This window comes from Natronomonas halophila (assembly GCF_013391085.1).
Classification (GTDB): domain Archaea; phylum Halobacteriota; class Halobacteria; order Halobacteriales; family Haloarculaceae; genus Natronomonas; species Natronomonas halophila.
In genome coordinates this window covers 531,962-545,052 of the sequence record NZ_CP058334.1, presented here as the reverse complement: position 1 = coordinate 545,052, position 13,091 = coordinate 531,962, and the positions used below count along the sequence as shown (strand labels likewise).

Sequence of the window (13,091 nt, the reverse complement as noted above, 5' to 3'; positions counted from 1 at the left end):
CCATGGGAATCAGCTACAGTGTCGACGCCGACCCGGACAAGACGGCGAAAGCCATGCTTCGGGAGCGTCACATGAGCCACAAGCACAGCAAGGAGATCGCCCGCGAAATCAAGGGCAAGACGGCCGGCGAGGCCATCGAGTACCTGCAGGCGGTCATCGACGAGGACGCGTCGGTTCCCTTCAAGTCCCACAACTCCGGTGTCGGCCATCGTAACGACATCGAGGGCTGGGACGCTGGACGGTACCCCGAGAAGGCCTCGAAGGCGTTCCTCGACCTGCTCGAGAACGCCACCAACAACGCCGACCATCAGGGCTTCGACGGCGAGGACATGGAGATCATGCACGTTGCGGCACACAAGGTCGGGGAATCCCCCGGTCAGAAGCCGCGTGCGTTCGGTCGTGCCTCCCCGTGGAACACCCCGCAGGTCGACGTCGAACTCATCCTCGAAGAACAGGAGGACGACGAATAATGGCAGACGAACATCAGTTCATCGAAAACGGCCTACAGCGGACCCAGATCGACGAGTTCTTCTCGGAAGAACTCTCCCGCGCGGGCTACGGCGGCATGGACGTCGCCAAGACGCCGATGGGCACCCAGATCGTGCTCAAGGCCGAAAAGCCCGGTATGGTCATCGGTAAGGGCGGGAAGAACATCCGGAAGATCACCACCGAACTCGAAGAGCGGTTCGACCTCGAAGACCCGCAAATCGACGTTCAGGAGGTCGACGAACCGGACCTCAACGCCCAGATCGTCGCCGACCGACTCGCCAACGCACTCGAGCGTGGGTGGTACTTCCGGAAGGCCGGTCACACGACCATCGACCGCATCATGGATGCCGGCGCACTCGGCGCCGAAATCATCCTGAGCGGCAAGGTCACGGGCGCCCGTTCCCGCGTCGAGAAGTTCAACCGCGGCTACGTCAAGCACAACGGCGAACCCGCGGAGGAAATCGTCGACAAGGGTGTCGGAACCGCAGTCCTCAAGCTCGGTACCATCGGTGTCCGCGTGAAGATCATTCCGCCGAACGCCGAACTCCCCGACGACTTCGAGATCTACGAGGACGTCGAGGTCGAGGACTTCATCGAGGAGCCCGAGGGCGACGTCGAGGAACTCCTCGAAGAGCCTGAAGAGGCCGAATCGGTCGGCGCCGGCTCCGAGGAAGTCATCGAGGAGACAACCGAGGAATCCGACGACGACCTCGCCGAGGAAGAAATCCTCGACGAAGACGTCGAATCCGAGGAAGGCTCCTCGCCGACTTCGCCGCCGGACTCCAACGAGGAAGAGGAGCCGGAGGAACTCGAAGAGGACATCGAAGAGGAAGCCGCGGAACTCGTCGAAGAGATGGAAGAGGACGTCGAATCGGAGGAATCCGAGGAGACCGACGAAGACGAAGAGGAGGCTGAATAACGATGGCCATCCTGCACGTCGACGAGATTCGCGACATGACGCCCGCCGAACGCGAGGCGGAACTCGAACAGCTCGAGACGGAACTTCTCAACGAGAAGGCCGTCCTGGCCGCCGGTGGTGCCCCGGAGAACCCGGGCCGCATCGGCGAACTCAAAAAGACCATCGCCCGTCTCAAGACGGTTCAGCGCGAGGAGGGCGATCTGGAAGAATGAATCCCGATTCGCTCGTCCGCCACGAACTCGCCGGCCTCGACGTCGAGGTCGTTGATTCGCCCAACCCCGATTTGGTCGGGATAGCCGGGCGTGTCGTCGACGAGACGATGCACACGTTGCTCGTGGCGGCGAGCGACGGGATGAAACGGGTGCCGAAAGCGGATGCGACGTTCCGGTTCGACCTCGACGACACCGCAGTCGTCGTCGAGGGCGACCGACTCGTGGCACGGCCCGCTCGACGCACCGAACTCAAAGGAGGTTCACTATGGCAATAGGACTCGACGTAAAACAGCCTCCGGAACCCGAAAATCCGGAGGAGTACGACTACGAGACCTGTCCCTTCTACGGTGACCTGCCCGTCCGCGGGCAGATCATCGAGGGGACGGTCGTCTCGACCGATATGGACCGTACCGTCGTCGTCGAGCGAGAGTACGAGGTGAACGTACCCAAATACGACCGTCTCATGAAGCGACGGTCGCGAATTCCGGCCCACACGCCGGAGGTACTGGAACCGCTCTCGGTCGGCGACGAAGTGAAACTAGCAGAGACCCGTCCGCTCTCGAAGACGAAGAGCCACGTGGTCGTCGAAGTACAGGAGAGTGAGGAATAATGGAAGCGCTCAACGCTGACGTTACGCAGGGCCTCGAGAAGGGCTCCCTCATCACCTGTGCTGACAACACTGGTGCCCGCGAGCTGAAGGTCATCTCGATCTCCGGCTACTCGGGTACCAAGAACCGCCACCCCAAGGCGGGCCTCGGTGACAAGATCACCGTCTCGGTGACGAAAGGGACGCCCGAGATGCGGCGGCAGGTGCTGGAAGCGGTCGTTATCCGGCAGCGAAAGCCCATCCGCCGTCCCGACGGCACGCGCCTCAAGTTCGAGGACAACGCGGCCGTCATCATCGACGAGAACGAGGAACCGCGTGGGACCGAACTCAAGGGCCCGATCGCCCGCGAGGTCGCAGAGCGGTTCGGGAGCATCGCCAGTACGGCGACAATGATCGTATAGCAATGACTGAGCAACCACACAAACAGCGCAATCGACAGGAGCGCGCCTCGCTGCACGACAAGCAGAAGCAGGTCCGTTCGCCGCTGTCGCCGGACCTCCGCGAGGAGTACGGCCAGCGGAGCGTCCGCGTCAACGCGGGCGACACCGTGGAGGTTCAGCGTGGCGACTACGCCGGCGAGTCCGGCGAAGTCGTCAACGTCGACCTCCGCGCCGCGGAGATTCACGTCGAAGACGTGACCGTCGAGACGGCCGACGGGGAAGAGGTCCCCCGGCCGCTTGACGCCAGCAACGTTCAGGTGACGGACCTGGACCTCTCCGACGACTTCCGCGAGGCGCGACTGGAGGAGGATAACGAATGACGAAGCATCAGAAACGGCTCGCGGTTCCCAAGTCGTGGCCGGTCGAACGGAAGGAAGAGGCCTACACGACGAAGGCCGGTGCGGGTCCGCACGGCGAAGAGGGGGTTCCCCTCCTCATCGTCCTGCGTGACGTGCTCGGCTACGTCGATTCGAAGAAGGAAGCGCGCTACGCGCTCGACCAGGACAGCATCCTCATCAACGGGAAGGCTGTCTCCGACGAGCGACGTCCGGTCGGGATGTTCGACATCCTGGCGTTCGTCGAGCGAGAGGAGTTCTACCGTGTCTTCCCCGACGAGGGCGGTCGGCTTTCGCTGACCCCCATCGACGAGGACGCGGCAGGCTCCAAACTCGGCAAAATCGCCGGCAAGACGCAGGTCGCTGGCGGCGACACGCAGCTGACGCTGCACGACGGCCAGACCCTGCTCGTCGACGAGGACGCCGACTACAACACCAATGATTCCATCGTCGTCTCTAACGACGACGACGAAATCGTCGCCCACTTCACCTACGAGGAGGGCGCGCTGGTGACGGCCGTCCGTGGCGCACACGCCGGCCGCATCGGCACCATCGACCAGATCCAGGTCACGCCTGGCTCCGGGTCGAACAACGTCCAGATCGACGCCAACGACGGCGAGGACTTCGAGACGGTCGAAGAGTACGTCGTCGTTATCGACGAGAACTTCACGGGAGGTGACGACGAATGAGCTCGGAATCCGCTGATTCGGAGTTCCACGACATGCGTGAACCCTCCGTCGAGAAGGTCGTCGTCCACATGGGAATCGGTGAAGGCGGTGAGCCGCTCGCGACCGCTGAGGATATCCTCAGCGAGGTTACGGGCCAACAGCCCGTCCGCACGACGGCCAAGAAGACGGTGCAGGACTTCAACATCCGAGAGGGCGACCCCATCGGTGCGAAGGTCACGCTCCGCGGCGACGAAGCCGAGGAGTTCCTCTCGACCACGCTGGCAATCGCCGAACTCAACGCATCGCAGTTCGACGAAACGGGTAATTTCAGCTTCGGCATCGAGGAACACACCGAGTTCCCGAGCCAGGAGTACGACCCGCAGATCGGTATCTACGGGCTCGACGTGACCGTCAACATGGTCCGTCCGGGTTACCGCGTGAGCAAGCGGGACAAGATGTCCCAGCCGATCCCGTCGAAGCACCGACTGACAGCCGAGGACGCTATCGCGTACCTCGAAGCGAACTACGACGTGGAGGTCTCCGAATGACGGAACAAGAAACAGGCGAGCAGGCCGCAAAGCGAACCGGTCAGCTCGAGGAATGCCAGCGCTGCGGGCGCGAACAGGGACTCGTCGGCAAGTACGACATCTGGCTGTGCCGACAGTGCTTCCGAGAAGTCGCTCGTGGCATGGGCTTCAAAAAGTACAGCTAACAATGGCGACAAACGACCCACTGGCCAGCGCGCTCTCCGGCCTCGATAACGCCGAGAGCGTCGGCCATCTGGACCAGACGATACAGCCCGCCTCGAACGAAATCGGCTCGGTACTCGAGGTCTTCTACGACCGCGGGTACATCGACGGATTCCAGTTCGTCGACGACGGGAAATCCGGCCGATTCGAGGTTGAACTGAAAGGCGCGATCAACGAGTGTGGCGCCGTCAAGCCCCGCTATTCGGCGGGTGCAGACGAATTCGAGAAGTGGGAGAAACGGTTCCTCCCCGCCCGCGACTACGGGGCACTCATCGTCACGACGAGCCACGGCGTCATGAGCCACTACGAGGCCCGAGAGGCGGGCATCGGTGGCCAGGTGATCGCATACGTATACTGAACCATGCGAAAGGAAATCGATATTCCGGACGAGGTCACGGCGACGATGGACCACCTCGACCTCAGCGTCGAGGGGCCCAACGGGAGCGTCACGCGACGCCTCTGGTACCCCGACGTGAGCGTGAGCGTCGAGGACGGCACCGTCGTCATCGAGACCGAGGAAACGAACGCCAAGGCCGAGGCAACCGTCGGCACCTTCGCCAGCCACATCGACAACATGTTCCACGGCGTGACCGAGGGCTGGGAGTACGGGATGGAAGTCTACTACTCCCACTTCCCGATGCAGGTCGACGTCGAGGGCGACGAGGTCGTCATCGAGAACTTCCTGGGTGAGAAAGCGCCGCGACGCACGACGATTCGCGGCGACACCGAGGTCACGGTCGACGGCGAAGAACTGACGATTACCGGCCCCAGCATCGAGGACGTCGGCCAGACGGCGGCCGACATCGAACAACTCACTCGCGTCCCCGACAAGGACACGCGCGTCTTCCAGGACGGCGTGTACATCACGGAGATGCCCGAGCGAGGTGAGGCCTGATGAGCGAAAGCGAAGATTACGAAGAACTAACCGACATCAGCGGTGTTGGCCCCTCGAAGGCCGAAGCCCTCGAAGAGGCCGGCTTCGAAACCGTCGACGACGTCCGCGAGGCGTCCCAGGACGAACTCGCGGAAGTCAGCGGCATCGGCAACGCGCTCGCTGCGCGTATCAAAGCCGACGTCGGCGGCCTCGAAGTCGCCGAGGAGACCGAGGCCGAAGTCGAAGAAGAAGAGCCGGAAGAGGCCGAAGAAGAGCCGGCCGAAGACGTCGAAACCGAACTGCAGCCCCGCGGGCTCGCCGACAAGACGCCCGACCTGAGCGACAACGAGGAGCGACTCCTCAAGCAGCGGAAGCGCGAGGGTAAGCCGCAGTTCAACCGGCAGGACTACCACAAGAAAAAGCGGACGCCGACCTCGTGGCGGAACCCGCGCGGTGACCGCTCGAAGCAGCGACGCGGCGTCAAAGGCAAGGGCGACAAGGTCCAGGCCGGCTTCCGGACGCCGAAGGCGGTGCGCGGCAAGCACCCCAGCGGCTTCGAGGAAGTCCGCGTCGAGAACGTCGACGACCTCGAAGGTGTCGACGGCGACACCGAAGCGGTGCGTATCGGTTCGACCGTCGGCGCTCGCAAGCGCGAGCGCATCGAGGAAGTCGCCGAAGAAGAGGGTATCCGCGTGCTCAACCCCACCTACGTTGAAGTGGAGGTCGACCAATGACGGACCTGAAAGCACAGAAGCGACTTGCAGCGGACATTCTGGACGTCGGCGAGACCCGCGTTCGGTTCGACCCCGACGCCCAGAGCGAGATCGCCGACGCCATCACGCGCGACGACGTGCGCGAACTCATCGAGGATGGCATCATCGAGGCGACGGACTCGCAGGGTAACTCCCGCGGTCAGGCCCGCGAGCGCGCCGAAAAGCGCTCCTACGGCCACAAGAAGGGTCACGGGACCCGGAAGGGCAAGTCCGGCGCCCGACAGAGCGACAAGGAGGATTGGCAGAGCCGCATCCGCGCACAGCGGAACGAACTCCGCGACCTGCGCGATGACGGCGAAATCGACCGCAGTCAGTACCGCGAACTGTACGACATGGCCAGCGGTGGCGAATTCGACAGCGTCGCGGACCTGACGCGGTACATCGACGATACTTACGGTGAACAATAATGGCGACAGGACCACGATATAAGGTGCCGATGCGGCGTCGCCGCGAGGCCCGAACGGATTACCATCAAAGGTTGCGCCTGCTGAAATCCGGCAAGCCACGCCTGGTCGCTCGCAAGAGCAACAACCAAACCAGGGCGCAGCTGGTCGTTACGGGCCCGAACGGTGACGAGACGGTTGCGAGCGCCGAATCAGTCGACCTCGAAGAGTTCGGCTGGGAGGCGCCGACGGGCAATCTGCCCGCCGCGTATCTGACCGGCTTCCTTGCCGGCAAGCGCGCAGTCGAGGCTGGCCTCGAAGAGGCCGTTCTCGACATCGGTCTCAACACCGCGACGCCCGGCAACAAGGTATTCGCAGTACAGGAAGGCGCAATCGATGCTGGCCTGGAGATTCCGCACAACGAGGACGTGTTCGCTGACTGGCAGCGAACCCGCGGCTCGCACATCGCGGAGTACGCCGAGCAGGAAGGCAGTCTCTACGCCGGTGACTTCGACGCCACGGAACTACCAGAACACTTCGATGAGGTGCGAGAGCGCCTGGAGGATGAACTATGAGTAACGGATGGGAGCCGCGTACGCGGCTCGGACGAAAAGTAGCAGAGGGTGAGATCTCCTCGATGCGGGACGCCCTGCAGTCGGGCCTCCCGCTGAAGGAACCGGAAATCGTCGACCAGCTCCTCCCGGGGCTGGAAGACGAGGTCCTGGACATCAACATGGTCCAGCGGATGACCGACTCCGGCCGCCGCGTGAAGTTCCGGTGTGTCGTCGCGGTCGGTAACCGCGACGGCTTCGTCGGCTACGCGCAGGGGCGGGACGACCAGGTCGGCGGTGCGATTCAGAAGGCCATCAACGTGGCCAAGCTGAACATCGTCGACGTCTCCCGCGGCTGTGGGTCCTGGGAGTGTGGCTGTGGCCGTCCGCACACGGTCGCGCTGCGCACCGAGGGCAAGGCCGGTTCCGTCGAGGTAGAGCTCCAACCCGCCCCGCGAGGCCTCGGTCTCGCGGGCGGTGAAACGTCCCGGAAGGTCCTCGAACTCGCAGGTATCGAGGACATCTGGACGCGCTCCAGCGGGAACACCCGCACCACGGTCAACTTCGCGAAGGCGACGTTCAACGCCCTGCGCGCGACGGCCGAGGCGCGGATTCCCGAGCGCACGCTCGAAAAGCGTGAGGTGATCGAATGATGAAAGCAGTCGTTCAGCTCCGCGGTGAAGTCAACCAAAGCGAGAAGGTCGCGGACACCCTCTCGATGCTGAACCTCCACCGTGTCAACCACGCGACGCTCGTCCCCGATACGGACACCTACCACGGCATGGTGACGAAGGTCAACGACTGGGTGGCTCACGGCGAGCCCTCCCAGGAGACCGTCGAGCGGCTCATCGAACTCCGCGGCGAACCCGCGGAGGGCGAGGCCGACATCGACGACGAGTGGGTTTCGGAGAACACCGACTACGAGGACGTCGCCGCGCTCGCGGAAGCGCTCCTCGACGAGGAGACGAAGCTCCAAGAGCAGGGTCTCTCACCGACGCTCCGTCTGCACCCGCCCCGCGGCGGCCACGAGGGCGTCAAACACCCGACCAAGGAGGGCGGCCAGCTCGGCCCCCACTCCACCGAGGAAATCGACGCACTCCTGGAGGCGATGCGATAATGACTTCCAAGAAAGGACGACAGCGCGGTTCCCGAACCCACGGCGGCGGTTCCCACAAGAACCGTCGTGGCGCCGGCCACCGTGGCGGGCGCGGCCGTGCGGGCCGTGACAAGCACGAACAGCACAACTACGAACCGCTCGGCAAATCCGGTTTCAAGCGTCCCCAGAAGACGCGACGGGACGTCGAGACCATCAACATCCGCGAACTCGACGAGGACATCGCGGTTCTCGCCGCCGACGACGTCGCCGAGGAGTCCGGCGACGGCTACACCGTCGACGCCCGAGACGTCGTCGAGAACGGCCACGACGCCGACGTCGTGAAGGTGCTCGGTGGCGGTCAGGTCTACAACAGCCTGGAAGTCGTCGCCGACGCCTTCTCCGAGGACGCCGCCGAGGCCCTCGAAGACGCCGGCGGCGAGGCCGTCCTCTCCGAGCGCGGTGAGGAACTCGCCGAGGAAGCCGAAAAAGACACATCCGAAGAGGATAACGAGGAAGCGTAATGAGCTGGAAGGAGGCCGCCGAACCGATACTCACGCGCTTGCCCGCCGTCAAGCGCCCGACGGGTCACGTCCCGTTCAAGCGCAAGCTCGGCTGGACAGCGGGCATTCTGGTGCTGTATTTCTTCCTGACGAACGTCGGGATTTACGGGCTCGGACAGAACTCCGACATCTTCGGGCAGTTCCGAACGATCCTCGCCGGGTCACAGGGCTCGATACTGCAGGTCGGTATCGGTCCCATCGTCACGGCGTCCATCGTGCTGCAACTGCTCGGCGGTGCGGACCTGCTCGGGTTAGACACCGAGGAGAACCCGCGGGACCAGGCGCTATACCAGGGCCTCCAGAAGCTGCTCGTCATCATCATGACGGCGCTGACGGCCCTGCCGATGGTGTTCGCCGGCTTCCTTCAGCCGAGCCCACAGATCGCCAGTTCGCTCGGCATCTCGTCGACGGCGCTGGGCTGGATCATGTTCGCCCAGATCTTCGTCGGCGGGATGCTCATCCTGTACATGGACGAGGTCGTCTCGAAATGGGGCGTCGGCTCCGGTATCGGCCTGTTCATTATCGCAGGTATCAGCCAGCGGCTCATCGGTGGGTTCATCGCCTGGCAGGGAATCGATGCCGGCTACGTCGGCTTCTTCCCCCGCTGGTGGGGTATCCTCACCGGCGAGGTCCAAATGGGCTCGCCGCTGACGCAGTCCGGTCTGGTCGACCTCTTCATCGGCCCCGGTGAACTGCTGGCGCTGATTACGACGGTACTCATCTTCGTCGTGGTCGTCTACGCCGAATCCGTCCGGGTCGAGATTCCCCTCAGCCACGCCCGCGTGAAGGGCGCCCGGGGACGGTTCCCGGTGAAACTCATCTACGCCAGCGTCCTGCCGATGATCCTCGTCCGGGCGCTGCAGGCTAACATTCAGTTCCTGGGCCGCATCCTCAACGCCCAGTGGACCGGCATGCCGCTGTGGCTCGGTGACTACACCAGCCCCGAAGGCGGTGGGTTCGCGGAACCGACCGGTGGGCTGTTCTACTACATCGCGCCCATCTACTCGCCGGAAGACTGGATGTGGTGGCTCGGCCAGACATCCGCGGAGCCGTGGCAGATCATGATCCGGGTCGGCGTCGACCTGACGTTCATGCTGGTCGGCGGCGCGGTGTTCGCCATCTTCTGGGTCGAAACGACGGGCATGGGCCCGCGTGCGACCGCCAAGCAGATCCAGAACTCCGGGATGCAGATCCCCGGCTTCCGGCAGTCGCCCGGCGTCACCGAGAAGGTGCTCGAACGCTACATCCCGCAGGTCACCGTCATCGGCGGTGCGCTGGTCGGGCTGCTCGCCGTCATGGCGAACATGCTCGGTACTATCGGGCAGGTCACCGGGACCGGCCTCCTGCTGACCGTCTCCATCACCTACAAGCTCTACGAGGAGATTGCCGAAGAGCAGATGATGGAGATGCACCCGATGATGCGGCAGATGTTCGGCAACGAGTAACCGATTCGTCGCGTTCTTTTTTGGCTCCGTAATCCGCCTGACCGTCCGCACGACGAGTGGGAGCGTCCCAAATCGATAGTAACCGACTTACCGTCGGCCCAACTCGTAGGTGGTATGCACGTCGTTGTTATCGGGGCGGGCGAGGTCGGAACGTCCATCGCGGACAGCCTCGACGAATCCCACGATGTCGTCGTCATCGACATCGACGCGGACCGCGCCGAGCAACTCAAGTACGAACTCGACGTGATGACCCTCGCGGGCGACGGCACGTCGCTGTCGACGCTCCGACAGGCCGGCGTCGAGGATACGGATATGGTCATCGCGAGCACGGACGACGACCGGACGAATCTGGTCGCCTGCGAGACGGCCAAGACGCTGGCGAACCCGTTCACCATCGCCCGAACGAAGAGCGTCGAGTACCTGCGGACGTGGGAGATGACCGAGGAGGCCTTCGGCGTCGATTTCATGGTCTGTTCGGACCTCCTGAGCGCCGAGAACATCGTCCGGGTCGTCGGACTGCCCGCAGCGGTCGACGTCGACCCCTTCGCGGGCGGGAAGGTCCAGATGGCCGAGTTCCAGATCATGGAGGACAGTCCCGTCGCCGGCCAGACCGTCGCGGAGGCCGACCGGTTCGAGTCACTGACGTTCGCGGGCCTGTTCCGCGACGGCGAGATGATACTGCCCCGGGGGTCGACGAAAATTCAGGCGGGCGACCGCGCGGTCGTCATCGGGAGCCCGGCCAGCGTCCAGGAGTTCGCTTCGGACCTCGCGCCCAAAACGACGCCCGGTGAGGCCGACGAAATCGTCATCATCGGCGGATCGGAGATCGGCTATCACACGGCCCGCCTGCTGGAAGAACGCGGCCTCAAGCCGCGTCTCATCGAACAGGACCACGACCGCGCGCGGTATCTCGCCGAGGAGTTGCCGAACACGCTCGTGATGGAACACGACGCGACCGACACCGAATTTCTGGCCCGCGAGCACGTCGACGAGGCCGATATCGTCGTCGCGGCGCTGGATTCCGACGAGAAGAACCTGCTCGTGTCGGTGCTGGCCAAACGGCTCGGCACCGACCGCGTTGTCGCCATCGTCGACAGCGCGTCGTACGTCCCGCTGTTCGAGGAAATCGGTATCGACGTCGCCATCAACCCCCGCCAGGTCACCGCCGAGGAGATCACCCGCTTTACCCACGAGGGGGTCGCCGAGAACGTCTCTGTGCTCGAAAACGACCAGGCGGAGGTTCTGGAGTTCGAACTCTCGGATGGCTGTGCGCTCGTCGGGCGGCCGATACAGGAAGCGGTCGCGGACCTCGAAGGGGACATCGTCATCGGGGCGATTACGCGAAACGGGGAGAACATCATTCCGCGCGGTGATACGGTGCTCGAACCGGGCGACCATATCGTCGTCTTCGTCGAGACGTCGTTCGTCGACGAGTTGACCTCGAGGGTATGATAAAACTCCGCGTCGACTGGCGGGCCAGCCTCGACCTCACGGGGCGCGTCCTCACCTATCTGGCCGCGCCGCTGTGTTTCCCGCTTGCCGTCGCGCTTTATTATGGTGAGTCGTCGGTTCCCTTCCTCGCCGCCATCGCCGTGACGCTGGTTGCCGGGACCGCACTGCGGAAACTGCCGGGCGACCCCGGAAACCTCGGGCCGCGGGAGGCGTTTCTGGCCGTCTCGCTTATCTGGTTGCTCGTGGCTGCCGTCGGCGCGATACCCTTCTACGTCTCGGGGACGGGTATCCTCGCCCATCCGGTCGACGCCATGTTCGAGTCGATGAGCGGGCTGACGACGACGGGGGCGACCGTCCTCCGGGATTTCTCGCTCCATTCGAAGTCGATTCTGATGTGGCGGCAGGTCCTCCAGTGGTTGGGCGGCCTCGGTATCCTCGTTCTCGTGACGGCGGTGCTGTCGGAACTCGGCGTCGGTGGCGCCCAACTGATGGAGACCGAAACCCAGACCAAGAACGTCAACAAGCTTACCCCGCGTATCTCACAGACGGCACAGCTGTTGTGGGGTCTCTACGGCGCGCTGACGCTGCTTGCCATCGGCGTCTACTACGGCTTGCATCTCGTGGGACTGGCGCCGAACATGGGCCTCTACAACGCCGTCGCCCACGCCCTCACCTCGGTATCGACTGCTGGCTTCTCGCCGGAACCGGACAGTATCGGGGCCTTCAGGCCGGTCATCCAGTGGGCGGTCATCCCGTTCATGCTCGTCGGGTCGACGAGTTTCGTCCTGCTGTATTTCGCCATCAACGGCGACCCGATGCGCCTGCTCCGCAACGAGGAGTTCCACTTCTATCTGGGCGTCGTCGGGGTCGGGACGGCGCTGGTCGTCGCGGGCATCCTGTTCGACCCCACCATCGAGTACGGCGCCGAGGGAACGCTTCGACACGCCCTGTTCAACGTCGCCTCCATCGTGACGACGACGGGCTATGCGAGCACCGATTTCGACCTCTGGTCGCCCGCCGCCAAACACGTCCTCTTCCTCTGTATGTTCATCGGCGGGATGACGGGGTCGACGACGTGTTCTATCAAATCGCTCCGATGGTTGGTCGCGGTCAAATCGCTGAAGCGCGTGCTGTTCACCAGCATCCATCCCGAGGCGGTGCGCCCGGTTCGCGTCAGTGGGAACTCCGTCGATGAGGAGACGATTCGCGACATCTTCGCCTACCTGCTTTTGAGCCTCATCATCTTCTTCCTCCTGACGGTCATCATCGTCGTCGACGGCGCCCGTGCGGGGACAGTCACGGAGTTCGAGGCGATGGGCGGCGCGGCCTCGACGTTCCTCAACATCGGGCCGGCCTTCGGCGACGCCGGCCCCTACGGCACCTACGCCAGTTATCCGCGGTCGACCCGGTTCGTGATGATCGTGCTGATGTGGATTGGCCGCATCGAAATCATCCCCGTCCTGGTGTTGTTCACGAAATCGTTCTGGACGTCCTGACCGATGCCACCTCGTTTATTATGGCCGCCTGAGACGATGCCG

At 63.8% G+C, this 13,091-nt stretch carries 20 protein-coding genes and 1 pseudogene; all 21 read left to right on the top strand.

Going from position 1 to position 13,091, the window contains the following annotated elements:
* Positions 1-2 precede the first annotated feature (2 nt).
* The 21 genes and pseudogenes from HWV23_RS03015 to HWV23_RS02915 all read left to right on the top strand — a co-directional run bounded on the left by HWV23_RS03015 (position 3) and on the right by HWV23_RS02915 (position 13,049).
* Positions 3-470 (top strand): 50S ribosomal protein L22, encoded by a 468-nt coding sequence (locus tag HWV23_RS03015; RefSeq protein ID WP_178288946.1) that lies wholly within the window; start codon positions 3-5, stop codon positions 468-470.
* The gene (locus HWV23_RS03010; RefSeq protein WP_178288945.1) at positions 470-1,408 is read left to right on the top strand and encodes a 30S ribosomal protein S3; all 939 of its coding nucleotides are present in this window, start codon (positions 470-472) and stop codon (positions 1,406-1,408) included. The genes HWV23_RS03015 and HWV23_RS03010 overlap by 1 nt, the downstream gene beginning before the upstream one ends.
* A 2-nt stretch (positions 1,409-1,410) precedes the next feature.
* On the top strand, positions 1,411-1,620 hold the full coding sequence (gene rpmC, locus HWV23_RS03005; RefSeq protein WP_178288944.1) for a 50S ribosomal protein L29: 210 nt from the start codon (positions 1,411-1,413) through the stop codon (positions 1,618-1,620).
* Positions 1,617-1,895 (top strand): ribonuclease P protein component 1, encoded by a 279-nt coding sequence (locus HWV23_RS03000; protein WP_178288943.1) that lies wholly within the window; start codon positions 1,617-1,619, stop codon positions 1,893-1,895. The genes rpmC and HWV23_RS03000 overlap by 4 nt, the downstream gene beginning before the upstream one ends.
* Positions 1,886-2,218 (top strand): annotated as a pseudogene (locus HWV23_RS02995) (30S ribosomal protein S17); the annotation flags it as partial. The gene HWV23_RS03000 and the pseudogene HWV23_RS02995, both read left to right, overlap by 10 nt.
* An 11-nt stretch (positions 2,219-2,229) precedes the next feature.
* Entirely contained in the window at positions 2,230-2,628 is a 399-nt protein-coding gene (locus tag HWV23_RS02990) for a 50S ribosomal protein L14 (RefSeq protein WP_178288941.1), read from the top strand.
* 2 nt (positions 2,629-2,630) lie between these two features.
* Entirely contained in the window at positions 2,631-2,987 is a 357-nt protein-coding gene (gene rplX, locus HWV23_RS02985) for a 50S ribosomal protein L24 (protein WP_178288940.1), read from the top strand.
* On the top strand, positions 2,984-3,691 hold the full coding sequence (locus tag HWV23_RS02980) for a 30S ribosomal protein S4e (RefSeq protein ID WP_178288939.1): 708 nt from the start codon (positions 2,984-2,986) through the stop codon (positions 3,689-3,691). Before rplX ends, HWV23_RS02980 begins: the two co-directional genes overlap by 4 nt.
* Entirely contained in the window at positions 3,688-4,218 is a 531-nt protein-coding gene (locus HWV23_RS02975) for a 50S ribosomal protein L5 (RefSeq protein ID WP_178288938.1), read from the top strand. The genes HWV23_RS02980 and HWV23_RS02975 overlap by 4 nt, the downstream gene beginning before the upstream one ends.
* Entirely contained in the window at positions 4,215-4,382 is a 168-nt protein-coding gene (locus HWV23_RS02970; protein WP_178288937.1) for a 30S ribosomal protein S14, read from the top strand. Before HWV23_RS02975 ends, HWV23_RS02970 begins: the two co-directional genes overlap by 4 nt.
* 2 nt (positions 4,383-4,384) lie before the next feature.
* Positions 4,385-4,777 (top strand): 30S ribosomal protein S8, encoded by a 393-nt coding sequence (locus HWV23_RS02965; protein ID WP_178288936.1) that lies wholly within the window; start codon positions 4,385-4,387, stop codon positions 4,775-4,777.
* 3 nt (positions 4,778-4,780) lie between these two features.
* Positions 4,781-5,314: a 50S ribosomal protein L6 gene (locus HWV23_RS02960; protein ID WP_178288935.1), complete on the top strand. Its 534-nt coding sequence runs from the start codon at positions 4,781-4,783 to the stop codon at positions 5,312-5,314.
* Complete coding sequence (locus HWV23_RS02955; RefSeq protein ID WP_178288934.1) at positions 5,314-6,027, top strand: 50S ribosomal protein L32e; 714 nt, start codon at positions 5,314-5,316, stop codon at positions 6,025-6,027. The genes HWV23_RS02960 and HWV23_RS02955 overlap by 1 nt, the downstream gene beginning before the upstream one ends.
* The gene (locus HWV23_RS02950; protein ID WP_178288933.1) at positions 6,024-6,473 is read left to right on the top strand and encodes a 50S ribosomal protein L19e; all 450 of its coding nucleotides are present in this window, start codon (positions 6,024-6,026) and stop codon (positions 6,471-6,473) included. The genes HWV23_RS02955 and HWV23_RS02950 overlap by 4 nt, the downstream gene beginning before the upstream one ends.
* Positions 6,473-7,024 (top strand): 50S ribosomal protein L18, encoded by a 552-nt coding sequence (locus HWV23_RS02945; RefSeq protein ID WP_178288932.1) that lies wholly within the window; start codon positions 6,473-6,475, stop codon positions 7,022-7,024. The genes HWV23_RS02950 and HWV23_RS02945 overlap by 1 nt, the downstream gene beginning before the upstream one ends.
* Positions 7,021-7,653: a 30S ribosomal protein S5 gene (locus tag HWV23_RS02940; protein WP_178288931.1), complete on the top strand. Its 633-nt coding sequence runs from the start codon at positions 7,021-7,023 to the stop codon at positions 7,651-7,653. Before HWV23_RS02945 ends, HWV23_RS02940 begins: the two co-directional genes overlap by 4 nt.
* Positions 7,653-8,117, top strand: a complete 465-nt coding sequence (locus HWV23_RS02935) for a 50S ribosomal protein L30 (RefSeq protein ID WP_178291596.1) — start codon at positions 7,653-7,655, stop codon at positions 8,115-8,117. Before HWV23_RS02940 ends, HWV23_RS02935 begins: the two co-directional genes overlap by 1 nt.
* Positions 8,117-8,617 (top strand): uL15m family ribosomal protein, encoded by a 501-nt coding sequence (locus HWV23_RS02930; protein WP_178288930.1) that lies wholly within the window; start codon positions 8,117-8,119, stop codon positions 8,615-8,617. Before HWV23_RS02935 ends, HWV23_RS02930 begins: the two co-directional genes overlap by 1 nt.
* The gene (gene secY, locus HWV23_RS02925) at positions 8,617-10,101 is read left to right on the top strand and encodes a preprotein translocase subunit SecY (RefSeq protein WP_178288929.1); all 1,485 of its coding nucleotides are present in this window, start codon (positions 8,617-8,619) and stop codon (positions 10,099-10,101) included. The genes HWV23_RS02930 and secY overlap by 1 nt, the downstream gene beginning before the upstream one ends.
* A 114-nt stretch (positions 10,102-10,215) precedes the next feature.
* Positions 10,216-11,553, top strand: a complete 1,338-nt coding sequence (gene trkA / locus HWV23_RS02920; RefSeq protein ID WP_178288928.1) for a Trk system potassium transporter TrkA — start codon at positions 10,216-10,218, stop codon at positions 11,551-11,553.
* Positions 11,550-13,049 carry a TrkH family potassium uptake protein gene (locus HWV23_RS02915; protein ID WP_178288927.1) on the top strand — a complete coding sequence of 500 codons (1,500 nt, stop codon included), beginning with the start codon at positions 11,550-11,552 and terminating at the stop codon, positions 13,047-13,049. The genes trkA and HWV23_RS02915 overlap by 4 nt, the downstream gene beginning before the upstream one ends.
* Positions 13,050-13,091 lie beyond the last annotated feature (42 nt).

Excerpts from the sequence above, each read along its gene's own strand:
- HWV23_RS03015 (WP_178288946.1), top strand. The coding sequence starts at position 3 with ATGGGAATCAGCTACAGTGTCGACGCCGACCCGGACAAGACGGCGAAA.
- HWV23_RS03010 (WP_178288945.1), top strand. The coding sequence starts at position 470 with ATGGCAGACGAACATCAGTTCATCGAAAACGGCCTACAGCGGACCCAG.
- rpmC (WP_178288944.1), top strand. The coding sequence starts at position 1,411 with ATGGCCATCCTGCACGTCGACGAGATTCGCGACATGACGCCCGCCGAA.
- HWV23_RS03000 (WP_178288943.1), top strand. The coding sequence starts at position 1,617 with ATGAATCCCGATTCGCTCGTCCGCCACGAACTCGCCGGCCTCGACGTC.
- HWV23_RS02990 (WP_178288941.1), top strand. The coding sequence starts at position 2,230 with ATGGAAGCGCTCAACGCTGACGTTACGCAGGGCCTCGAGAAGGGCTCC.
- rplX (WP_178288940.1), top strand. The coding sequence starts at position 2,631 with ATGACTGAGCAACCACACAAACAGCGCAATCGACAGGAGCGCGCCTCG.
- HWV23_RS02980 (WP_178288939.1), top strand. The coding sequence starts at position 2,984 with ATGACGAAGCATCAGAAACGGCTCGCGGTTCCCAAGTCGTGGCCGGTC.
- HWV23_RS02975 (WP_178288938.1), top strand. The coding sequence starts at position 3,688 with ATGAGCTCGGAATCCGCTGATTCGGAGTTCCACGACATGCGTGAACCC.
- HWV23_RS02970 (WP_178288937.1), top strand. The coding sequence starts at position 4,215 with ATGACGGAACAAGAAACAGGCGAGCAGGCCGCAAAGCGAACCGGTCAG.
- HWV23_RS02965 (WP_178288936.1), top strand. The coding sequence starts at position 4,385 with ATGGCGACAAACGACCCACTGGCCAGCGCGCTCTCCGGCCTCGATAAC.
- HWV23_RS02960 (WP_178288935.1), top strand. The coding sequence starts at position 4,781 with ATGCGAAAGGAAATCGATATTCCGGACGAGGTCACGGCGACGATGGAC.
- HWV23_RS02955 (WP_178288934.1), top strand. The coding sequence starts at position 5,314 with ATGAGCGAAAGCGAAGATTACGAAGAACTAACCGACATCAGCGGTGTT.
- HWV23_RS02950 (WP_178288933.1), top strand. The coding sequence starts at position 6,024 with ATGACGGACCTGAAAGCACAGAAGCGACTTGCAGCGGACATTCTGGAC.
- HWV23_RS02945 (WP_178288932.1), top strand. The coding sequence starts at position 6,473 with ATGGCGACAGGACCACGATATAAGGTGCCGATGCGGCGTCGCCGCGAG.
- HWV23_RS02940 (WP_178288931.1), top strand. The coding sequence starts at position 7,021 with ATGAGTAACGGATGGGAGCCGCGTACGCGGCTCGGACGAAAAGTAGCA.
- HWV23_RS02935 (WP_178291596.1), top strand. The coding sequence starts at position 7,653 with ATGAAAGCAGTCGTTCAGCTCCGCGGTGAAGTCAACCAAAGCGAGAAG.
- HWV23_RS02930 (WP_178288930.1), top strand. The coding sequence starts at position 8,117 with ATGACTTCCAAGAAAGGACGACAGCGCGGTTCCCGAACCCACGGCGGC.
- secY (WP_178288929.1), top strand. The coding sequence starts at position 8,617 with ATGAGCTGGAAGGAGGCCGCCGAACCGATACTCACGCGCTTGCCCGCC.
- trkA (WP_178288928.1), top strand. The coding sequence starts at position 10,216 with ATGCACGTCGTTGTTATCGGGGCGGGCGAGGTCGGAACGTCCATCGCG.
- HWV23_RS02915 (WP_178288927.1), top strand. The coding sequence starts at position 11,550 with ATGATAAAACTCCGCGTCGACTGGCGGGCCAGCCTCGACCTCACGGGG.